17 protein-coding genes and 1 tRNA gene are annotated in these 21,603 nt (G+C 44.2%); 5 read left to right on the forward strand and 13 right to left on the reverse strand.

What is annotated here, in order from left to right:
- Positions 1–73 precede the first annotated feature (73 nt).
- Complete coding sequence (locus DBK98_RS05540) at positions 74–679, forward strand: ribonuclease HII (RefSeq protein ID WP_005822775.1); 606 nt, start codon at positions 74–76, stop codon at positions 677–679.
- A gap of 11 nt (positions 680–690) precedes the next feature.
- Here DBK98_RS05540 and DBK98_RS05545 read toward each other — a convergent pair whose 3' ends face one another.
- Entirely contained in the window at positions 691–1,617 is a 927-nt protein-coding gene (locus DBK98_RS05545) for a magnesium transporter CorA family protein (RefSeq protein WP_005779298.1), read from the reverse strand.
- A gap of 287 nt (positions 1,618–1,904) precedes the next feature.
- On the opposite strand from DBK98_RS05545, the gene gpmI reads away from it, so the two are divergent.
- From gpmI to DBK98_RS05560, 3 genes are read left to right on the forward strand one after another with little or no spacing between them, the layout of a single operon-like run.
- On the forward strand, positions 1,905–3,419 hold the full coding sequence (gene gpmI, locus DBK98_RS05550; protein ID WP_005779296.1) for a 2,3-bisphosphoglycerate-independent phosphoglycerate mutase: 1,515 nt from the start codon (positions 1,905–1,907) through the stop codon (positions 3,417–3,419).
- A 60-nt stretch (positions 3,420–3,479) separates the two neighbouring features.
- Positions 3,480–4,061, forward strand: a complete 582-nt coding sequence (locus DBK98_RS05555; protein ID WP_005779295.1) for a DUF3109 family protein — start codon at positions 3,480–3,482, stop codon at positions 4,059–4,061.
- Positions 4,058–7,024: an AsmA family protein gene (locus tag DBK98_RS05560; RefSeq protein ID WP_033572514.1), complete on the forward strand. Its 2,967-nt coding sequence runs from the start codon at positions 4,058–4,060 to the stop codon at positions 7,022–7,024. The genes DBK98_RS05555 and DBK98_RS05560 overlap by 4 nt, the downstream gene beginning before the upstream one ends.
- A 95-nt stretch (positions 7,025–7,119) precedes the next feature.
- On the opposite strand, the gene gyrB is transcribed toward DBK98_RS05560, so the two are convergent.
- From gyrB to DBK98_RS05575, 3 genes are all read right to left on the reverse strand, one after another.
- The gene (gyrB, locus tag DBK98_RS05565; RefSeq protein ID WP_005779291.1) at positions 7,120–9,078 is read right to left on the reverse strand and encodes a DNA topoisomerase (ATP-hydrolyzing) subunit B; all 1,959 of its coding nucleotides are present in this window, start codon (positions 9,076–9,078) and stop codon (positions 7,120–7,122) included.
- A gap of 180 nt (positions 9,079–9,258) precedes the next feature.
- Complete coding sequence (gene rpsT, locus DBK98_RS05570; RefSeq protein ID WP_005779290.1) at positions 9,259–9,513, reverse strand: 30S ribosomal protein S20; 255 nt, start codon at positions 9,511–9,513, stop codon at positions 9,259–9,261.
- Between the two features lie 39 nt (positions 9,514–9,552).
- Positions 9,553–9,624: transfer RNA gene (locus DBK98_RS05575), tRNA-Glu, on the reverse strand.
- 298 nt (positions 9,625–9,922) lie between these two features.
- Between DBK98_RS05575 and recO the strand changes: the two genes are divergently transcribed.
- Entirely contained in the window at positions 9,923–10,651 is a 729-nt protein-coding gene (gene recO, locus DBK98_RS05580) for a DNA repair protein RecO (protein ID WP_005779289.1), read from the forward strand.
- 165 nt (positions 10,652–10,816) lie between these two features.
- Here the strand turns inward: recO and DBK98_RS05585 are convergent, their stop codons facing one another.
- From DBK98_RS05585 to mraY, 9 genes are all read right to left on the reverse strand, one after another.
- Complete coding sequence (locus DBK98_RS05585; RefSeq protein WP_005779288.1) at positions 10,817–11,266, reverse strand: GatB/YqeY domain-containing protein; 450 nt, start codon at positions 11,264–11,266, stop codon at positions 10,817–10,819.
- A gap of 83 nt (positions 11,267–11,349) precedes the next feature.
- Positions 11,350–12,660, reverse strand: coding sequence for a cell division protein FtsZ (gene ftsZ / locus DBK98_RS05590; RefSeq protein WP_005779287.1), 1,311 nt, complete (start codon positions 12,658–12,660; stop codon positions 11,350–11,352).
- A 26-nt stretch (positions 12,661–12,686) separates the two neighbouring features.
- Complete coding sequence (gene ftsA / locus DBK98_RS05595; protein ID WP_005822778.1) at positions 12,687–14,117, reverse strand: cell division protein FtsA; 1,431 nt, start codon at positions 14,115–14,117, stop codon at positions 12,687–12,689.
- Between the two features lie 76 nt (positions 14,118–14,193).
- Positions 14,194–14,934 carry a cell division protein FtsQ/DivIB gene (locus DBK98_RS05600; RefSeq protein ID WP_005779283.1) on the reverse strand — a complete coding sequence of 247 codons (741 nt, stop codon included), beginning with the start codon at positions 14,932–14,934 and terminating at the stop codon, positions 14,194–14,196.
- Positions 14,935–14,965: 31 nt separating this feature from the next.
- Positions 14,966–16,360 carry a UDP-N-acetylmuramate--L-alanine ligase gene (murC, locus tag DBK98_RS05605; protein WP_032536466.1) on the reverse strand — a complete coding sequence of 465 codons (1,395 nt, stop codon included), beginning with the start codon at positions 16,358–16,360 and terminating at the stop codon, positions 14,966–14,968.
- Positions 16,357–17,499 carry an undecaprenyldiphospho-muramoylpentapeptide beta-N-acetylglucosaminyltransferase gene (gene murG, locus DBK98_RS05610; RefSeq protein WP_032536502.1) on the reverse strand — a complete coding sequence of 381 codons (1,143 nt, stop codon included), beginning with the start codon at positions 17,497–17,499 and terminating at the stop codon, positions 16,357–16,359. Before murG ends, murC begins: the two co-directional genes overlap by 4 nt.
- 1 nt (position 17,500) lies before the next feature.
- A complete protein-coding gene (locus DBK98_RS05615) occupies positions 17,501–18,796 on the reverse strand; it encodes an FtsW/RodA/SpoVE family cell cycle protein (RefSeq protein ID WP_005779278.1) in 1,296 nt (431 codons plus the stop codon).
- Between the two features lie 58 nt (positions 18,797–18,854).
- Complete coding sequence (gene murD / locus DBK98_RS05620) at positions 18,855–20,189, reverse strand: UDP-N-acetylmuramoyl-L-alanine--D-glutamate ligase (RefSeq protein WP_032536465.1); 1,335 nt, start codon at positions 20,187–20,189, stop codon at positions 18,855–18,857.
- A 140-nt stretch (positions 20,190–20,329) separates the two neighbouring features.
- On the reverse strand, positions 20,330–21,598 hold the full coding sequence (mraY, locus tag DBK98_RS05625; RefSeq protein WP_032536464.1) for a phospho-N-acetylmuramoyl-pentapeptide-transferase: 1,269 nt from the start codon (positions 21,596–21,598) through the stop codon (positions 20,330–20,332).
- Between the last annotated feature and the right edge of the window lie 5 nt (positions 21,599–21,603).

The following is a 21,603-nucleotide window of genomic DNA, read 5'->3' on the forward strand; positions in this document are numbered from 1 at the left end:
GATGAGATTCGGTTTGTTCTGTTGTTCATTTCCGTTTAATTGATTACATTTGCCATGTTAAATAAAAGAAACGATGCTCTTACCCTGGTTAAACGAAGAACTGATAGAAGCCGGTTGTGATGAAGCCGGACGTGGTTGTCTGGCGGGTGCGGTTTATGCCGCTGCTGTGATCCTGCCCAAAGATTTTGAGAACGAGTTGTTGAATGACTCCAAGCAGTTGTCCGAGAAACAACGTTATGCTTTGCGCGAAGTGATTGAACGGGAAGCCATCGCTTGGGCAGTCGGCATTGTTTCACCCGAAGAGATTGATAAGATAAACATCCTGAATGCTTCGTTTCTTGCCATGCACCGGGCAGTAGATGGGCTAAAAACCCGTCCTCAGCATCTGCTGATCGATGGAAACCGTTTCAGGAAATATCCCGATATTCCCCACACCACCGTCGTAAAGGGAGACGGCAAGTATCTTTCGATAGCTGCCGCCTCTATTCTTGCAAAAACGTATCGTGACGACTATATGAATGGGCTGCATCAGGAATTTCCATGTTACGGCTGGGACCATAACAAGGGGTATCCGACGAAAAAACACCGTGCGGCTATTGCCGAAAACGGTGTTACTCCTTATCATCGTATGACCTTCAACCTGTTAGGCGATGCACAGTTGGAGTTGTTTCCTAAATAGACGATTCTTTATCAGAACCACTTTATTTTCCTGAAGATAACAAAAGAAAGAGCCGACAGGAGTACGGATATCAGAATAATCAGCATGAAGGCATGAGGCATCTCTTCCAGGTGTATATCCACATTCATGCCATAAAAACTGGCTATTAACGTGGGGATCATCAATGTGATGGAAAGGCTTGTCATGCGTTTCATGATGGCGTTCACATTGTTTGAAATGATAGACGCAAAGGCATCCATCGTCCCTGTGAGAATATCGCTGTAAATGTTGACCGTATTGAACGCCTGCTTCAGTTCAATGATAACGTCTTCCACCAACTCTTCATCCAGAAAGTCGGTATCCTGAAAGATGGTTTTCAGTTTACCGATCATCACTTCGTTGCCGCGGATGGAGGTGTTGAAGTAGACCAGTGTCTTCTGCAACTTCATCAAGCGTAGCAAATCTTCGTTACGGATGCTGCGTTCCAATTCCTTTTCGGCAGCGGTGATGTCAATATTTATCTGTTTCAGGTACTTCAGGAACCAGACTGCCGAGGAATAAATCAGGCGGAAAATCAGATCGAGTTTGTTGCGCACTTCGATTCCTTTCCGGCGGGTATGCTCGATGAAATCCGGAATCATATCCGTCTGATGGTAACATACCGAAACAATGATTTCATTGTTGGTGATGATGCCGATGGGGACGGTGATGTAGGGGAGGCTGCTTTGAGTGTTCTGTACCGGTATGCGCAGAATGGTCAGCAGCCAGTTACCTTCGGTTTCCGTTCGCGGGCGTTCATCGGTATCGGCTATATCGTTTAAAAAAGATTCAGGGACTTTCAGCGTTTCGGTCAGGAATTTAAAATCACTGCTGTCCGGGCACACTACGTTGACCCAGCTGTTCGGAAGCCATTGTGCTTTTTCCACAAAGCCGGCTTCACAATAAAGATATGTTCTCATCTTATTGCCTCCTTTCGTTTGTTGATGTCCGAGCAGAGGCATTACCGCAGAATGACTCTGTTCGTGTTAGTTAATACTGTTGCACGTTCGCGGGTTTGAATCGTCCATATTCTGTTTTTTATTTTTAAAGCGGCGCAAAAGTAAGGAAATCATTTCAAATCTACCGCATTTTTTCTTCCTTTTTGTCTGATAGGGAGATAGCTTAACATAGATTAAACGTGTTCGTAATTAACTTTTTTGTACCTTTGCACCCGAAAATCAGAACGACAATTAAATTTTAGAATATTATGAGTAAGAAAGCCCTTTTAATGATTCTTGATGGTTGGGGATTAGGCGACCACGGGAAAGATGACGTAATCTTCAACACTGCTACTCCGTACTGGGATTATCTGATGGAGACCTATCCTCACTCTCAGTTACAGGCCAGCGGTGAAAACGTAGGTTTGCCCGATGGACAGATGGGTAACTCAGAAGTGGGTCACCTCAATATCGGTGCAGGACGTGTAGTTTATCAGGATTTGGTAAAGATCAACCTCTCTTGCCGTGATAACAGCATCCTGAAGAATCCGGAAATCGTTTCAGCTTTCTCTTATGCAAAAGAAAATGGAAAGAATATCCATTTCATGGGATTGACTTCAGATGGCGGTGTGCACAGTTCTCTGGATCACCTGTTCAAACTTTGTGATATTGCTAAAGAATATAATATTGAAAATACTTTCGTTCATTGCTTTATGGACGGACGTGATACAGACCCGAAAAGCGGTAAAGGCTTTATCGAACAGTTGGAAGCACACTGTGCCAAGTCTACCGGTAAAGTAGCTTCTATTATCGGACGTTACTATGCCATGGACCGTGATAAACGTTGGGAACGTGTGAAAGAGGCATATGATCTGTTGGTAAACGGTATCGGTAAGAAAGCTGCTGACATGGTGCAAGCTATGCAGGAGTCTTACGATGAAGGTGTAACGGATGAGTTCATCAAACCGATTGTGAATGCCAATGTAGACGGTACCATTAAGGAAGGCGATGTCGTTATTTTCTTCAATTACCGTAATGACCGTGCTAAGGAACTGACAGTCGTTTTGACGCAACAGGATATGCCGGAGGCGGGTATGCACACTATTCCCGGGTTGCAGTATTACTGTATGACTCCGTACGACGCTTCGTTCAAAGGTGTACACATTCTCTTTGACAAGGAAAATGTTGCTAACACACTTGGAGAATACCTGGCTGCTAAAGGAATGAAACAGCTTCACATTGCCGAAACAGAGAAATATGCTCACGTAACATTCTTCTTTAACGGCGGTCGCGAAACTCCGTACGATAACGAGGACCGTATCTTGGTTCCGTCTCCGAAAGTTGCCACTTACGACTTGAAACCGGAGATGAGTGCCTATGAAGTAAAAGATAAATTGGTGGCTGCCATCAACGAGAATAAATACGATTTTATCGTTGTGAATTATGCAAATGGTGACATGGTAGGCCATACCGGTATCTACGAAGCCATTGAGAAAGCGGTAGTTGCGGTAGATGCTTGCGTGAAAGATACCATTGAAGCTGCCAAAGCCCAGGGTTACGAGGCTATCATCATTGCTGACCACGGTAATGCTGACCACGCTCTGAATGAAGACGGTACTCCCAATACGGCTCACTCTTTGAATCCTGTACCCTGTGTATATGTGACAGAAAACAAAGATGCAAAGGTAGCAGACGGACGTTTGGCAGATGTGGCTCCTACTATCCTGAAGATTATGGGATTGGAAGCTCCTGCTGAAATGAACGGTCAAGTTTTAATTAAGTAAAAGCCTGATAAACAGATAGGAGGGCGGAGTTCTACTCCGCCTTTTTTATAGGATAGAATTATGATTCAGATAGATGACGTTGTTGTAAGCCTGGATGTGCTTCGCGAAAAGTTTATATGCAACCTGGATGCCTGCAAAGGTGAATGTTGCATTGAAGGAGATGCCGGGGCTCCGGTAGAACTGGAGGAAGTGGAGAAACTGGAGGAAGTGCTTCCGGTCGTTTGGGACGAATTGTCACCCGAGGCGCGTGCCGTGATAGACAAGCAGGGAGTGGTGTATACTGATCCGGATGGCGATCTGGTGACTTCCATTGTGAACGGAAAGGACTGTGTGTTTACCTGTTATGACGAGAAAGGATATTGTTATTGTGCCATCGAGAAAGCATACCGGGAGGGAAAAGTAAATTTCTATAAACCGGTCTCTTGCCATCTGTATCCCATACGGGTAGGTAATTATGGACCTTATAAGGCGGTAAACTACCATCGGTGGGATGTGTGTAAGGCTGCTGTATTGTTGGGCCGGAAAGAGAATGTGCCTGTCTACCGTTTCCTGAAAGAACCGTTGATTCGCAAGTTTGGTCAGGAATGGTATGATGAACTGGAAATTGTGGTAAAAGAGTTACAGGATAGAGGGATGATATGAACAGACAAGTAAAGAAGATACTCAAGATCAGTGGCATCACATTGGGCTCTGTACTCTTGGTGCTGCTTGTAGCCATTGCTTTCGTGATTAATTTTATCGTAACTCCGAAGAAACTGACTCCGGTCGTGTTGGATGCTGCCAATCAGACTCTGAATGCACACTTGGATATGGAAAGCGTAGAATTGACTTTCTTTTCGACTTTCCCACAATTTGGACTGAAAGTAAAGAACGGCTCTCTGGTGTCCAGAACTTTGAATGATAGTAATTGGTGTAAAACCGATTCATTGCTTTCTTTCAAAGAGTGTGTGCTGACTGTAAACCCGGTGGCATATTTGACGGAGAATCGTATTATCGTTCATAATCTCTCTTTGGACGAAGTATCAGTGTATGCCTACCGGGACAAGGCCGGACAGGCAAACTGGGAAGTGACCCGTGCTTCGGCAGATACGATTCCGGAGGATACTGTGTCTGCTGACTTTAATAGCGAAATTGATATCCGGAATATCGAACTTAAACATGCCAATCTCATTTTCGATGACCGGAATACGGATATCTATTCGCGGATAGATGATGCTAATCTGAAGCTGAGACTTTCATTGACAAAAGGTGTTTCTACCCTGGGACTGAAGTTCGACAATAAGAATATACTTTTCTGGCAACAGGGGGAATTGCTGGTCAATAAGATAGCTACTTCTCTTCGGACGGATATTACGGTGGATCGTCAGACTGCTGTCTGGAAACTGAAAGATACGGAGCTTAATGTAAATGGGATTCAATTGGATGTGAACGGGGCATTCCGTCGGGATACTGTGGCAAAAACGATCGGTATGGATCTGGAATATGGCTTGCATGCTCCATCTATGGAGACAGTACTTCGAATGATTCCGAAAGCATATGTGAAAGACAGTAAAGTATCGGCCAAAGGGGAGGTTACTGTCAGTGGCAGGGTGAGAGGTGTGTATGGTGACAAAAAGTTACCGGCTGTGTCATTGAAGATCGGTATTAAAGAGGCTTCGGCACAATACAAGGGTTTGCCGTATGGCATTGATGAGGTGACGGCGGATTTTGATGCGTATGTCGATCTGATGCGTCATCAGCCTTCTTATCTGAATCTGAAAATCTTCCACTTTAAGGGGGCGCATACCGAAGTACTGGCCGATGCGAAAGTAGACGACTTGTTGAATGATCCGTTGATCACTTTTCATACCAAGTCGACCGTTGACCTGGATGCACTTGCCAAAACCTTTCCGTTACAGGAAAGTGTGACGATTCGGGGTAAACTGGATGCGGATATGGGAATGAAGTGTCGTCTTTCTACTTTGAAGAAGCAGGACATCGGACGTATGAAGTTGGGAGGCAAGCTCGAACTGAATGATTTCGAATTGAAAGATACCGCTAAAGATTTCAACTTCCTGGGTAATGCGACTTTCCGTTTCCGTGATAACGAGACTCTGCAGGCTCAGGTGGATATCCGGAAGCTGGTGTTGAGAAGCCGTTTGCTTTCTTCTGATATTGAACGGTTGGTTGCCAACGTAACTTCTACTAATCCGCAGGATACTACCCGTATCGTTTCTTTGCAGTGCGATATGGAAGTAAGTAAACTTCATGCTTCGATGGGAGATTCGATAAAGTTATACAGTGCCCGTGCTAAGGCCCAAGCGGCTTTGGAACCTCAGGAAGCGGATGTAACAAAGCCGGCGGTTGATTTCTCGCTTCGTGCCGATTCGCTTTTCTTCAGTGCGGCGGAGACTCGTATGGCTATGAATGTGGCCGGCATCAAGATGAAAGCTGAGAAATTGAATGACTCTTTGTGGGTGCCTAAGGGAATCGTTGGTTTCGACCGTTTGCGTTTCCGTACACCGGAGTTCGGATTGCCCATCCGTATGGCAAAGACAGCGGTAACAGTCGATGGGCCGAAAATCAGGCTGAAGAATGCTTCTGTCCGTATCGGACGTTCTGACATGACGGCTACCGGTGATATGGAGGGCGTTTACAGGGCTATGACGAAAGGCGAGAAGCTGACAGCGCATTTATCCCTTACTTCCAATCTGATAGATTGCAATCAATTAATTAATTCATTGTCTTTCCCTCAGGACACTACGGAAGTGCTTACCGACAGTGTGCCTTCGGAGATGAAGTTATTCGTGATTCCCCGAAACATAGATTTTGAACTGCAGACAGATTTGAAAAAGGTAGTTTTTGAAAAAATGCTTTTTGAAAATGTGCATGGTGCGGTGGATATTAAAAATCAGGCCATACATCTGGAAGACCTTTCGATGCGCGCTCTCGATGCGGATATGAAAACGGTAATGGTTTATAAGGCCAGTAGCCCGCGTGGTGGATATGCCGGTTTCGATTTCAAAATCCGGAATATCAATATTGCAAAGCTGGTTGATTTCGTGCCTTCACTCGACACGATAGTGCCCATGCTCCGTTCTTTTAAAGGGCGTGTTATGTTTGATGTGGCAGCCGATGCCCGCTTGGATTCGGCTATGAATATCCGTATCCCGACTTTGCGCTCGGCTATTCATATCAAAGGGGACAGTCTGGTTCTGATGGATGGAGAAACCTTTGCTGAGATTTCGAAGATGTTGATGTTTAAGAATAAGAAGGAAAATGTATTCGACAGTATTTCTGTCAATGTGACGGTACATGACGGTAATGTGACCGTTTATCCGTTCCTCGTAGAGATAGACCGTTATAAAGCGGCTATCGGCGGTGAACAAGGACTGGATATGAATTTTAATTATCATATTTCCATTCTTAAATCGCCATTGCCGTTTAAAGCCGGAGTAAATATTACGGGTAATCTGGATAAAATGAAATTCCGCATTGGCAAGGCTAAGTATAAAGATGCGGTTACCCCCGCTGCCGTGCATCGGGTGGACAGTACTCGTGTGAATATGGGTAACGAGATTGTTAACCGCTTCCGGAGAGTAATTACCGGACGAAGGCCCAGATAAAAAGATAATCAAAGAAAAGCGCCGGTCCGAAGGATTTTCCTTCAGTACCGGCGCTTCTTCGTTGTAAGATGTGAGGTTGGTGTTTATATTACGAATTATGCATCGATATTTGCATACGTTGCATTCTCTTCTATGAATTCGCGGCGTGGTCCTACATCTTCACCCATTAACATGGAAAAGATATAATCGGCTTCTGCTGCGTTGTCAATATTAACTTGTTTCAGCATACGGTTTTCAGGGTCCATGGTTGTTTCCCACAACTGCTGGGCGTTCATTTCACCCAAACCTTTGTAACGTTGTGTATGAATTGCATTTTCCGAACCGCCACCGTAAGTGTCGATAAACTTCTGGCGTTGTGCATCTGTCCAGCAATACTCTTCTACTTTACCTTTTTTGCAGAGATAGAGTGGGGGAGTTGCGATATAGAGATACCCATTCTGTATGATTTGCGGCATATACCGGAAGAAGAAGGTCATGATCAGTGTGTCGATGTGTGAACCATCGACGTCGGCATCGGTCATGATGATGATCTTGTGATAGCGCAACTTATCGATATTGGCAGCCTTACTGTCTTCTTCAGTGCCGATGGTAACGCCTAAGGCGGTGTAGATATTGCGTATTTCTTCACTCTCAAGAGCTTTGTGATACATTGCTTTCTCTACGTTCAGAATCTTACCGCGTAGTGGAAGGATGGCTTGGAATGCACGGTTACGGCCTTGTTTGGCTGTACCGCCTGCTGAATCTCCCTCGACGAGGAACAATTCGCACTTTTGCGGGTCTTTATCCGAACAGTCAGCCAGTTTTCCCGGTAGCCCGCCTCCTGACATGGGGGATTTGCGTTGAACCATTTCACGTGCTTTACGTGCAGCGTGGCGGGCAGTGGCAGCCAGAATCACCTTGTCTACAATGGCTTTTGCTTCTTTCGGGTGTTCTTCCAGATAATAGTTCAGTACTTCACCTACAGCCTGGTCGACAGCACCCATCACTTCGTTGTTTCCCAACTTGGTTTTAGTCTGTCCTTCAAATTGAGGTTCAGCAACTTTTACAGAGATCACGGCTGTAAGTCCTTCACGGAAGTCATCACCGGAGATTTCTATTTTGACCTTTTCCAGCATTTTGCTGTCTTCTGCATACTTTTTCAGTGTACGGGTCAAGGCACGGCGGAAACCTGCCAGATGCGTACCGCCTTCTATTGTATTGATATTATTGACATACGAGTGGATATTCTCAGAGAATCCGGTATTATACATGATAGCTACCTCGATGGGGATGTTCTGCTTCTCCGTGTTCAAATAGATCACATCGTTAATCAAGTGTTCGCGTGACGATTCTATGAAGCGTACGAACTCTCTTAAACCTTCTTCCGAGTAGAAAGTTTCGTGTTTGAAGCTACCGTCTTCGTTTATTACACGTCGGTCTGTCAGTGAGATGCGTAATCCCGCATTCAAGTAAGCCAGCTCACGTAAGCGTGAGGCCAGAATCTTGTAGTCATAGACTGTTTCGGTAAAGATACTGTCGTCAGGCCAGAATTGTTGTTTGGTTCCTGTATGGTCGGCTGTTCCTACTTCTTTGACTGCATAAAGGGGCTTGCCGATTTCGTATTCCTGCTGGTAGATTTTACCGTTACGGAATACCTGGGTGGTCATGTGTGTAGACAATGCATTTACACAAGACATACCGACACCGTGCAAACCTCCGGATACTTTATACGAGCCTTTATCGAATTTACCTCCGGCATGTAGCACAGTCATGGCAACTTCAAGGGCAGATTTCTGCTCTTTTTCGTGGAAATCTACGGGGATACCACGGCCATTGTCCTGTACGGTGATGGAGTTATCTTCGTTGATAGTTACTTCGATATGGTCGCAATAACCAGCCAATGCTTCGTCGATAGAGTTGTCGACAATTTCATATACCAAGTGATGAAGTCCCTTTACGCTGATGTCACCAATGTACATCGCAGGGCGTTTTCTAACTGCTTCAAGTCCTTCCAATACTTGGATACTATCTGCTGAATAAGACCCGTTATTGGTGGGATTCTGTTCTTCGCTCATAATTTGATTCCTAATTATAATAACAGAGCAAATATAGTGAAAATATCTGAGTTAGAGAAGAATGAAGAGTGAAAAAAGAAGAATTTAAAGTAAACCGGATGGGATGGCTTTAAACATGAAAAGCCGAACTAAAAAGTTCGGCTCTCAATATTGTATAGAGTCTGTTATAAGTCTTATTTCTTAAGCAAGCTTATTGATGTAAATAGCCAACTTAGATTTCAAGTTGTTAGCTTTATTCTTATGAATAACATTTGTTTTAGCTAACTTGTCTACCATCTTAGTGATGCTTGGGTACATAGCAGTTGCTTCTGCTTTGTCAGTAGTTGAACGAAGTTTTCTAACAGCATTTCTCATGGTTTTACCATAATATCTGTTGCGAAGTCTTCTGCTTTCTTCTTGTCTGATTCTCTTGATTGATGATTTATGATTTGCCATCTCGACTAATCTGTTTTAATTCGTTTATTTTTTTAATTGTAGCCCGTGGGGGAATCGAACCCCCCTTTCAAGAATGAAAATCTTGCGTCCTAACCGATAGACGAACGGGCCATCCTGTATTGAGCATTTCTGCTCTTTTTGTTTCGCTTTGCTTTCGTTCTGTATCGTTGTTTCCCGATTGCGAGTGCAAAGGTAGGCCTTTTTTTGAAACTACCAAACTATTTGCAGAAAAAAATTCCAATTATTTTTGATGGATATATTATTTTTCTTTGTTTATTTGTTGATAATCAGTGATATATGTTCTTTTTACGTTTTGTTTGGGATATGAACTTTTTTTTGAGATAGGAGTCTTTGATTGTCTATTCACACTTTTTTCGTAGCTTTGTTACCCGAAAGAAAAGTTAGAGATATGCTGCAAAAAACAGTTGGAATCGTTCTTCATATACTAAAGTATAACGATACTTCAAATATCGTTGAGATGTATACTGAGCTTTCAGGACGTGCATCTTTTCTGGTTGCTGTGCCACGCTCTAAGAAGGCTGCTGTCAAATCAGTACTATTCCAGCCGTTGGCGCTGATTGAGTTTGAGGCAGATTATCGGCCGAATACTTCGCTTTTCAGAATTAAGGAAGCTAAATCCTTTAGTCCGTTCGCCTCCATTCCTTATGATCCTTTTAAATCGGCTATAGCTCTTTTCCTTGCGGAATTTCTTTATCGTGCCATTCGCGAAGAGGCGGAGAACCGTCCATTGTTTGCCTATTTACAGCATTCTATCTTGTGGTTGGATGCTTGTAAGATTAGCTTTGCCAACTTTCATCTGGTGTTTCTGATGCGTCTTTCCCGCTTTCTGGGATTGTACCCCAATCTGGATGATTATCATACGGGTGACTATTTTGATATGTTGAATGCTAACTTTACTTCGGTTCGTCCTCAACTTCATTCTTGCTATATCCAGCCTGATGAAGCTGGGAGATTACTGCAATTGATGCGTATGAACTATGAAACAATGCACCTTTTCGGAATGAACCGTACGGAAAGGGCCCGATGCCTGGCTATTATTAATGAGTATTACCGGTTACATCTTCCTGATTTTCCTGTACTGAAATCATTGGATGTATTGAAGGAATTATTTGATTAGTATCTCTTGCCTATTTCTGTGTACTTCATTTGGCTTTGGTAATCCGTGTCTGTAAACAAGATACCCCCGGATGTAATTCTGATGTACATCCGGGGGTAGATTTCTTTTAAAAGAGAGTATAGCTATTGTGTAGCTTCTCTTATAAGCAGGATTTATACGTTGAGATTATCCCAACAACTCTTTTACTTTAGTTGAAATAGCGCGTCCTTCGGCCAATCCGGCAAGTTTCTTGGAGGCTACTCCCATTACCTTTCCCATATCTTTACCACTGGTAGCACCTACTTCAGCAATAATCTCTTTCAGTGCAGTTTCCAGTTCTTCGGCAGTCATTTGTTTCGGTAAATAGGTTTCCATGACTTGTACTTGTGCCAATTCTGCATCGGCTAAGTCCTGACGACCCTGTCCTATATATATTTCTGCAGCATCTTTACCTTGTTTTACCAGTTTTTGCACGATTTTCAGTGCATCTGCGTCTGTAAGGATGTCATTGGCTCCCGGAGCAGTTTTAGCTTCCAGAAAGAACTTCTTTACATTTCTAAGGGTTTCAAGGGCTACTTTATCTTTCGCTTTCATTGCGTTTTTAATGTCTTCACTGACTCTTTCGAATAAATCCATGATGTTATGTTATATTATGATTTAACGATTTACGGTTTATAATTGGTAAATCCGGGTTAATGATCGATATATTTAGCTATTTATTAAAATGTGATAACTCCACTGTCATCTATAGCTTCTTCAGTAGCTATCTCTTCTTCCAATGCGGCTTTTGCTTTGATCTTACCCAAAGTCGTTTTGTCGCGAAGGTAAGTAGGAGAGTCTTCTACCATAGCGATGATATCATCATTGTCCAGATCTTCCGGATTGAAGAGATAGATATGACGGCGTTTCCGCAGGTTGCGTGTTCCGATGCCACTGGCACTTTCACCATATGCTTTACGAATGCGCTCTTTGTTCTTTTCCTTCTCTTCTTCCAGCTGCAACTGACGTTCTTCTTCTTCCTGGCTGCGTTTCTCGTGTAGGTCGTCCATACCTGGTACGTCTTCCACACCGAAACCGGTAGCAAGCACAGTGATCTTCACTTTCGTATCCAGTGAGGTATCCATAGCCACACCCCAGATCACTTCTACACCTTCGCGGAATTTGCTCATAAACTCGTGCACTTCATTCATTTCCTCCATCATCAGTTCGGAAGCAGGACAGAACGAAACATTCAGCATGACTTTCTTCGCATTGAAGATGTCATTGTTATTGAGTAACGGTGAATGGAGTGCGTCGTCGATTGCTTTGGTTACGCGGTTTTCTCCTTCACCGAATCCGGTACTCATGATGGCTACACCACCGTCTTTGAGGATTGTTTTTACATCAGCGAAGTCCAGGTTTACCGTACCCCGCATGGTGATGATTTCGGCAATACTTTTGGCTGCGATTGACAGTGTGTCATCTGCCTTGCCGAATGCGTTCATAAAGGTCAGGTCGGAATAAATTTCACGCAGGCGTTCGTTATTGATCACCAACAAAGCGTCTACATGTTGGGCAATGCGTTCTACTCCATCCAGAGCCTGGATAATTTTCTTTTCGCCTTCAAAGATAAAAGGGATGGTAACGATTCCGACAGTCAGGATATCCATCTCTTTAGCGATACGGGCGATGACGGGGGCTGCTCCGGTTCCGGTACCTCCGCCCATTCCGGCAGTGATAAATACCATCTTGGTACCATCATTCAGCAGGTTTTTTATGTCTTCGATGCTCTCTTCGGCAGCATCACGTGCACGCTCCGGACGGTTTCCGGCACCGAGTCCTTGCGTGATGGAACGTCCCAGTTGCAGTTTGACCGGTACAGGAGACTCAGCCAATGCCTGGTTGTCGGTATTGCAGAGAACGAATGTCACGTCGTGTATGCCTTCCCGGTACATGTGGTTGACGGCGTTACCTCCACCACCTCCTACACCAATCACTTTAATGATTTTCGGCGAATCTGTAGGGAAATCGAATTGTACTATCTCGTCCATATTATATTGTATTATGAATTATCACTTTATTTCATATCTTCATCGGAGAAAATCTCATTAGAAAGTTTGTCGAAAGTCGATTTAAACCAATTCGGTTTGTTTCTTCTTTCTTCTTCTCTTCTTTTTTTCTCCTCCAGTTTACGTTGCTTTTCTTCTTCTTTCCGTCTTTTTTCCTCTTCCTCTTTTTTCTTTTTGGCAGCACGTGCAGCGGCTTCCTGTTCTTTCAGACTCTCATCTTCTTCAAACATATTCACCGGTTCGGGTTGAGGCTGAGGTTGTACATGCGGCTGGGGAGCAGGTGTCTCTTGTAGGCAACAGTTTTCATTGCCGGCAGCAAGCAGTCCGAATAAGGTGTTCTGTGTACCGTCTTTCTTCACAACATCTTCGTCTGCATGAATGGTGTTGCGTACGAATCGTGCGCTTCTCACCTTTTCTATCTTACTTCGTTTACGGAGAGCTTCGTCCAGGTTTTTCAGATTGGAGGCTCCTCCTGTAATGATAAGTCCGGCCAACAGTTTATCATCATACCCTGAAAGTTGAATCTGATTCCATACGTTTGCGATAATTTCTTCAGTACGCGCCTCGATGATATTGTTCAGTTTGCCGAGTTCTACGGTTCTACCTCCTTCTTCCAGTTGGCAGGTAGCAGGTTCTTCGCCTTCTTCCTCTTCGTAAAAGGCGTTACCATATCTGATTTTCAGGCGTTCGCCTTCTTCCTCTTCTATCTGAAGGGAAACGAGATCATGAGTAATACTGTTTCCTCCTAATGGCAGTACGGTAAGGAATCGGAGAATGTTATTCTTATAGATGGAAATAGTCGATGTGTCGGCTCCGAAATCAATCAGTGCACAGCCGGAGCGTCTCTCACTTTCCGTCAGCACTGCATCTGCAGTAACCAGCGGGGAGATCAATAAATCTGCTATTTCAATTTTGGCTTGTTCGAAACAGCGTTCCAGGTTTTTTTTGAGCGAAGCACGTGCCACAATGTTCAGAAAGCGTCCTTCAATATGGCTTCCTGCCACACCGACGGGATCTGCCTGGAGATTGTTTCCAATTTTGTATTCTTGCGGAGCAACGTCCAGTATATCCATATCGATCAGTGGTATCTCAAGATTTTCATCACAGATGGAGTCGACTAATTCCTGAGAGATAATGGTCTCCTCCTCAAGATCGCGACTAACTACATTGCGTACCGTACGGAGCGATTGCCCCCCGATACCCACATAGATCTTGGCAATTGAGTTGTTGAGAGCACCCTCCAGCTTATTGATGATGGAGGTCAGGCTCTGTGCCGTTTTATCCAGATTGTAAATCACTCCTTTCCGGATGAATGAAGACGAATCCTCCCTGGCATAAGCTAATACCTGTATGCTTCCATCACTATTCTTCTTTCCGGCTATACCGGCTATTTTCGATGAACCCAGTTCAATAGCGGCGATAAAATCTGTTGTTGCCATATAAAATTCTATTTTATTCCCTTTTGTATTATAGACTCATCTCTTTAACACAAAGGTACGTTTAGCTGTTTACGAATTATTGTTTCTTTTTTGTGCAGATAATCTGATTACCGAATTCCAGGCTGATGCGTGAATATTTGTTCCATCCCACCTGGTTCAGCCCTTTTTCGTAAAAGGTCTTCAATCGTCCCAGTTTATCCTCAAAATGTTCTAACTTGCCCAGATAGATAATATGATTACCTACACGGGGAATCAATTCGATCTCTTTCCCGGGGAGCACGTTTATTTGCACAATCTGGGCTTCCCAGAACGGATTGTTTTGCAAAAATACACCAAACTTATATAAATCCTTCATTGCAAACGACTTTTCTACATTTCCGGTGACAATTGCCCGGTGTGCTACGCATTTTGCATCGGGAGGCATCACTTTACCTTTGTTATCCAGATAGTAGTTTTCACCATTGTTGCTCATGATGCGGAGAATCGGTACACGTTGTGTCACTTCCACGCAAAGTTTGCCGCTTGGAGTTTTATAGCATTGTGCTTCATTGATCAGCGGATGCTTGTTCAACTCTTTTTCCAGCGTTTTGGTGTGAATGCGGTCCATTTTCTTTCCAACGGGATAAATGCCTTTCTTTTGCAGGATGGCAGCTACCTCGTTTTTAGTGACGAAACCGGCATTGAGCGTATCCTTTATTACTAATTCCATGTCGCGGCAGACCTGATGGGCAGGTTTGCTGTTGAATACTGTCACAGCCGCTACGAGATAGGCTATGAGAAGTAACATGACGATGGTCAGAAGGATTCTTTTTATCATGAGGAAATTTATTGTTTTGACGATTTACAAATTAATTGTCCGATGGAGTTATCCTTCGGGTCAATAGTTCACAAATATCCGGGACATAGCTATCTATGTCTCCTGCTCCCAACGTGATCAACACCTCGATATGCTTCGTTTTCAGCACATCGAGTATTTCCTCTTTCTTACACATGCTTTTTTCAATACCCGGACGTAGGTTATCATATATCAGTTGACTGGTTACCCCTGGAATAGGCTGTTCGCGCGCCGGATAGATATCTACCAGTATTACTTCGTCGAGTAGCGACAAGCTATCGGCAAATTCTTTATAGAAGTCCTGTGTACGGGTATAGAGGTGTGGCTGAAAAACAGCGGTGATCTTTTTATCCCGGTAGAGTTCACGCATGGACATCACACTCTGTTTGATTTCGGAGGGATGATGAGCGTAGTCACTCAGGAACACGATCTGGTCGTTTTTGATCTTGAAGTCGAATCGACGGTCCACACCTCGGAAACTTGCCATTCCTTGTTTGATTTCTTCGGCGGTCACTCCATTGAGATAGGCAAGTGCCATGGCAGCGACTCCATTCTCTATATTGATACTTACGGGCACTCCCAGCTGAATGTTGTCGATGCGAATATCCGGTCCTATAAAATCGATGAAGATTTCTCCGTTTCCAATGCGAATGTTTTCAGCATGGAAGTCTCCTTTATCGCGTGAATAGGTGTAAATCTTGACACCCTCTTGCACTTTAGGCTGAAGAGAAATGCCTTCGCGGATGATCAGTGCCCCTCCCGGCTGGATTAATGTGGTATAGTGCTCAAAGCTTTCCAGATAAGCCTGTTCGGTTCCATAAATATCCAGATGATCCGGATCGGTTGCGGTAATGACAGACATATATGGAGACAGCCAGTGGAATGAACGGTCGAATTCGTCAGCTTCGATTACGGTATACGGACTGCTTGGAGAGAGTAACAGATTCGTTCCATAATTTTTGGAAATACCTCCCAAAAAGGCAGTGCAGCCTATATGCGAGTGATGAAGCAGATGGGCCGTCATCGTTGATGTAGTGGTTTTACCATGTGTACCGGCTACACAAAGCCCTTTACTGGAATGAGTGATGGTGCCTAATACTTGTGCACGTTTTTGTATTTCGAATCCGTTGTCACGGAAGTAAGTCAATTCGGCATGTTCCTGAGGTACGGCAGGAGTCAAAACGACCAGTGTCGTGGCCGGGTCTTTACAGGCATCCGGGATAAGATTGATATTTTCTTCGTAATGAATCTGTGCTCCTTCTTCTATAAGGTGTTGAGTCAGTTCACTGGGGGTACGGTCATAGCCTGCCACTACCTTCCCTTTAGAAAGGAAATAGCGTACGAGGGCACTCATTCCGATACCTCCTGCACCGACAAAATATACAGATTGAATAGTTTCTATGTTCATGGCTGTTGTGCTAATTTTATAACTTCTTTTGCTATCACGATGGCAGAATCCGGTAGGGCCAGGTGAGCGATGTTTTCACTAAGTTCTTTTAGTTTTCCGAAATCTGCTATGGTTTCTAATGCTACGGATAATAATTTCTCTTCCGCTTCTGCGTCCTTTACGTAGATGGCAGCTCGTTTGTTCACCAATGCCAATGCATTTTTGGTTTGGTGATCTTCTGCTACGTTGGGAGACGGAACCAGGATAACTGCTTTATTCAACAGGCAGAATTCGGAAATGGAGCCGGCACCTGCACGCGAAATAACCAAGTCGGCAGCAGCATAAGCGGCAGCCATATCTTTAATGAAGTCTGTCACATACAGATTAGGAATGTTTCCGGCAACTTTTACGGCTTCCGTTACTTGCTGGTGATAGATTTTTCCTGTTTGCCAGATGAATTGTACATTTTTAGTCTGACGAATCAGCTGCAATCCGGCAATCAATGTATTATTGATTGTGCGGGCGCCCAGGCTTCCCCCCAGAATCAGAATGGTTTTCTTCTCCGGATCCAGTCCGAAAGAGCGAATAGCTTGTTTTTGTTCCGGCTTCTCCGTTAACAGATTCTGACGTACCGGGTTGCCTGTCATAATGATTTTGCTGCCCGGAAAGAATTTTTCCATCCCATCATATGCTACACAGATTTTCCGTGCTTTCTTTGCCAATAGTTTGTTGGTTACTCCGGCATATGAGTTTTGCTCCTGTATTAAGGTGGGTACACCCATCATTCCGGCCATTTTTAATGTCGGACCGCTTGCATATCCGCCTACTCCTACTGCTACCTGTGGACAGAACTGACGGATAATGCTGCGCGCTTTCCATTGGCTGCGTGCCAATTTCAGTAATACGGCAACATTTTTCCACAAATGTTTGCGATCGAATCCTGCTACGGGTAATCCGATGATCTGATAGCCTGCATCCGGTACTCGTTGCATCTCCATTCTTCCTTCGGCTCCTACAAACAGGATTTGTGCATCGGGACGTAATTCTTTTATGGCGTTTGCAATGGATACAGCCGGAAAAATATGTCCTCCGGTACCACCGCCACTGATGATGATCCTTAAAGTGTCATCCCGTCCCTCTTTATTATTTTCCTTATTCATATCACTCTTCAAATTTAGCATCACTGTTTAAGACTTCCGCTGTAGGCTCAGCTGCTGTTTGGGCTTCGCTTGCAACGGTTTCACTCCCTTCTTCTCCGGTAAGGAGGGGAGCGGGATTATCTTTTTTCTCTTCCAGATAAGCGGTATAACGGCTGACACTCAATATCATTCCGATATAGGCGCAGTTGATCAGGGTACTTGTCCCTCCTTTACTGATTAGTGGTAAGGGCTGTCCTGTGACAGGAAACAAACCGACAGCTACCATCATGTTCAATATGGCTTGTGATACCAGCATCAAGGCGATTCCCATGACAAGGAATGCCGGAAATGTACGTTCACATTTCTGGGCGATTCGGCCTGTTCGAACCAACAGCCAGATGTAGAGAATAACCACAAAGGCTCCTCCTACCAGCCCCAACTCTTCAATGATAATGGCAAAAATGAAATCGGAGAATGCCTGACTCAGGAAATCGCGTTGAATCGAGTTTCCCGGAGCTTTACCTATCACGTTACTGGTAGCAATGGCTATACGTGCATGGGCTATCTGGGCATCTTTGTCAATATCGAACTTTGCAGCCGGTACTTCCTCTTTCTCAGTGAAGTTGGTGATACGGCTTTTCCAGGTATCAAAGCGGTGGAGGAATGGAATGTCGGTGTCTTTAGGTATGGCCAGCAGGAAGATTACTCCCAGACACCCAGCCAGTGCCAGTCCGCCTAATAACATAGCTAACTTTTTGAAGGCGACACGCCCGATGAACATCATCAGTACTACGACTCCGAACAGCAGCATAGCTGTCGAAAGATTTTCCGGAGCAATGAGCATGCACACCAGTCCGGTCAGTATCATTATATATTTAAAGGCTTTTGGATTGGCTCCTTCATCATCCTGTTTTTTGGAAAGAATAAAGGAAACCGCAATGATTACTGCCATCTTGGCCAGTTCCGAAGGTTGAAACTGTAATCCCATAAAACTCATCCAGCGGGCAGCCCCATTTACACGGTCGCCTGTGATGACTCCCATCAATGTGACGAAAGCTAACAACACTACCGAAATGGGGTACAGGAAGACCGGGAACACCTGAAACCATTTATAAGGGATGTTGTGCATCAAAACCACCACGATTGCACCGATCATCAGGATGATGGAATGCTGTGTGATGGGTCCCCAGTGATCACCACTTTTATAAGTCAGTGTACTGGCAGCACTAAACACCTCTATAATAGAGATGAGGCAGAGGCAAAGGAAAATGATCCAGATTACCTTATCACCTTTGAATATGTTCTTTAATAAATCCACGGCTTTTAGTTTTTAGCTCTTAGGAGTCCTGCCTTTTTAAAGCTCAGAGACTCTTATTTCATAATTCTCTTACATACTTCTTAAATTGGTCACCCCGGTCCTCATAACTCTTAAAAAGGTCGAATGAAGCACAGCACGGGCTTAACAATACCGTTTCACCTTTTTTTGCCAGTTTGTAGGCTGCTTCTACAGCATCCTTCATGCCGGTTTGTATTTCTGCTACGGGAAGTCCCAGGCGATCAAAGAACTCATGGAGTTTTTCGTTGTGCAATCCAAGGTAAACCAATGCCGAGCATTTTTCCCGAACCAGCTCCTCTATTTCCGTATAATCATTCCCTTTATCTTTACCCCCGAGGATCAACACTGTTTTGGTGGTCATACTTTGCAGAGCGTACCAGCAAGAGTTGACGTTGGTTGCTTTGGAGTCGTTGATAAAATCAATCCCCCGTACACGTGCTACTTTTTCCAAACGGTGCTCTACTCCTTGAAAATCGCTGAGCGCCCTTCGTATATTCTCTTTGGTAATGCCGGCCAGATTTGCAGAAATCCCGGCAGCTAAAGAGTTATAAAGGTTATGTTGTCCCGTCAAAGCCAATTGTTCCTGCTCCATGTTGAAGGCAATTGGTGCGGTAATCACTACTTCATGGTCTTCTACATAAGCGATAGACCCTTCTTCTTTAATTGCCGAGAATGGATACAGATGGGCACAGATGCCGTGTTTATCCAGTTCACGTTTGATGATAGGGTCATCATTCCAGAAGATAAAAGCGTCTTCTGATGTCTGGTTCTGTGTAATACGGAATTTTGCGTTGATATAGTTCTGCATGCAGTGATCGTATCGGTCCAGATGGTCTGGTGTGATATTCATCAGCACGGCAATATCCGCACGGAACTTATACATATTATCCAGCTGGAATGAACTCAGTTCAATTACATAATAGTCATGCTCCTCTTCCGCTACTTGTAATGCCAGGCTCTTACCAATGTTGCCGGCAAGTCCCACATTTAATCCGGCACTTTTAAAGATGTGATAGATAAGTGAGGTCGTAGTTGTTTTTCCGTTCGAACCGGTGATACAGATCATCTTTGCATCAGTGTATCTGCCGGCAAATTCTATTTCAGAGATAATGGGGGTACCCTGCTCTTTCAATTTCAGAATTAGGGGGGCGTCATTAGGAATTCCGGGGCTCTTCACCACTTCATCTGCATTCAGAATCCGTTCTTCTGTGTGCCGGCCTTCCTCCCAGGCAATGCCATGGCTGTCAAGGAGAGTTTTATACTTATCCTTGATGGCAGACATATCCGATACGAAAGTATCGAATCCTTTTACTTTTGCCAGAACGGCTGCTCCCGCACCGCTTTCACCGGCTCCTAATACTACAATTCTTTTCATGATTTTTAGTTATGGTTTATCAACCGGAGTTTTGTGTACGGTCGGTAAATCCTTTGTCTCTATGCTACAAGTTTGAGGTTCATACTCAGTGATCGGCAGCAGGCACTTGTAGCTTGTAGCCTGTTACCTGTCACTTTGGGTTATCTTATCTTTAGTGTTATAATCGTAATGGCTGCCAACACGATGGTTACAATCCAGAAGCGGACTGTAATCTTGGATTCGTGAAACAGTTGATCCGGTTTTGTGAATTTCACACTGCATCCCGGTTCCACCAGGCTCATCGAAGTACGGAAATGGTCATGTATCGGTGCCCGTTTGAAAAGACGTTGTTTTACCCCCTTTCTTTTGCCTGCTTTATAATAGAAGCGTTGCAGGAGTACTGACAGGTTCTCAACCAGGAATATACCACAGAGAATCGGAATCAGCAATTCTTTGTGAATAATAATAGCAAATACTGCGATGATTCCTCCAATGGTCAGGCTGCCTGTATCACCCATGAATACCTGTGCCGGATAAGCATTGTACCATAAGAAACCGATTAATGCGCCGATAAAGGCACATATAAAAATTACCAATTCTTCACTTCCCGGAATATACATGATATTCAGGTAACCGGCGAATTCAATATGGCTCGATACATAGGCCAGTATACCCAGTGTCAGTCCGATGATGGCTGAATTGCCTGCTGCCATACCATCCATACCATCATTCAGATTGGCACCGTTGGATACGGCTGTTACGACGAAGATAGTGATAATGACAAACAAAATCCATCCGGCCGTTTGGGCATGTTCTCCCATGAAGCCCACAAGGTCTGCATAGTCCAGGTTGTTGCTTTTGAAAAATGGAATCGTGGTCTGGGTTGATTTCAGGTCGTGGGTACCATGTATCACTTCGATTTCGTTTTCTGATTTCTGAATCTCTATATTCTCGCGGATTACTACATTAGGGCTCAGATATAGAGTCAGTCCGACAATCAGCCCGAGTCCCACTTGTCCGATGATTTTGAATTTGCCATGGAGGCCTTCTTTATCTTTCTTGAATATCTTGATATAGTCGTCCGCAAACCCCAAAGATCCCAGCCATACAGTAGTTATCAACATCAATATCATATAGATGTTATGCAGTTTTCCCAGTAATAAACAGGGAATCAGAATTGCTACAATAATGATCACACCTCCCATACTGGGTACGCCTACTTTATTAATCCCAAACGGATCGATCTTAGCGTCACGCTGCGTTTCGGTAATTTGTTTCCGTTTCAGCAGATTGATGAATTTGTCTCCCCATATACTGGAAATGAGTAGCGCCAGGATGACAGCCATCAATGCCCGGAACGAGGTGTACCCAAACATTCCGGCACCCGGAAAGTTGAGTTTATGTAGCCATTCAAACAAGTAGTATAACATAACTT

The sequence above is a fragment of the Bacteroides sp. PHL 2737 genome (genome assembly GCF_004115325.2).
Classification (GTDB): domain Bacteria; phylum Bacteroidota; class Bacteroidia; order Bacteroidales; family Bacteroidaceae; genus Bacteroides; species Bacteroides hominis.

Coding starts and splice junctions, on each gene's coding strand:
- DBK98_RS05540 (WP_005822775.1), top strand. CDS start 74: ATGCTCTTACCCTGGTTAAACGAAGAACTGATAGAAGCCGGTTGTGAT.
- DBK98_RS05545 (WP_005779298.1), bottom strand. CDS start 1,617: ATGAGAACATATCTTTATTGTGAAGCCGGCTTTGTGGAAAAAGCACAA.
- gpmI (WP_005779296.1), top strand. CDS start 1,905: ATGAGTAAGAAAGCCCTTTTAATGATTCTTGATGGTTGGGGATTAGGC.
- DBK98_RS05555 (WP_005779295.1), top strand. CDS start 3,480: ATGATTCAGATAGATGACGTTGTTGTAAGCCTGGATGTGCTTCGCGAA.
- DBK98_RS05560 (WP_033572514.1), top strand. CDS start 4,058: ATGAACAGACAAGTAAAGAAGATACTCAAGATCAGTGGCATCACATTG.
- gyrB (WP_005779291.1), bottom strand. CDS start 9,078: ATGAGCGAAGAACAGAATCCCACCAATAACGGGTCTTATTCAGCAGAT.
- rpsT (WP_005779290.1), bottom strand. CDS start 9,513: ATGGCAAATCATAAATCATCAATCAAGAGAATCAGACAAGAAGAAAGC.
- recO (WP_005779289.1), top strand. CDS start 9,923: ATGCTGCAAAAAACAGTTGGAATCGTTCTTCATATACTAAAGTATAAC.
- DBK98_RS05585 (WP_005779288.1), bottom strand. CDS start 11,266: ATGGATTTATTCGAAAGAGTCAGTGAAGACATTAAAAACGCAATGAAA.
- ftsZ (WP_005779287.1), bottom strand. CDS start 12,660: ATGGACGAGATAGTACAATTCGATTTCCCTACAGATTCGCCGAAAATC.
- ftsA (WP_005822778.1), bottom strand. CDS start 14,117: ATGGCAACAACAGATTTTATCGCCGCTATTGAACTGGGTTCATCGAAA.
- DBK98_RS05600 (WP_005779283.1), bottom strand. CDS start 14,934: ATGATAAAAAGAATCCTTCTGACCATCGTCATGTTACTTCTCATAGCC.
- murC (WP_032536466.1), bottom strand. CDS start 16,360: ATGAACATAGAAACTATTCAATCTGTATATTTTGTCGGTGCAGGAGGT.
- murG (WP_032536502.1), bottom strand. CDS start 17,499: ATGAATAAGGAAAATAATAAAGAGGGACGGGATGACACTTTAAGGATC.
- murD (WP_032536465.1), bottom strand. CDS start 20,189: ATGAAAAGAATTGTAGTATTAGGAGCCGGTGAAAGCGGTGCGGGAGCA.
- mraY (WP_032536464.1), bottom strand. CDS start 21,598: ATGTTATACTACTTGTTTGAATGGCTACATAAACTCAACTTTCCGGGT.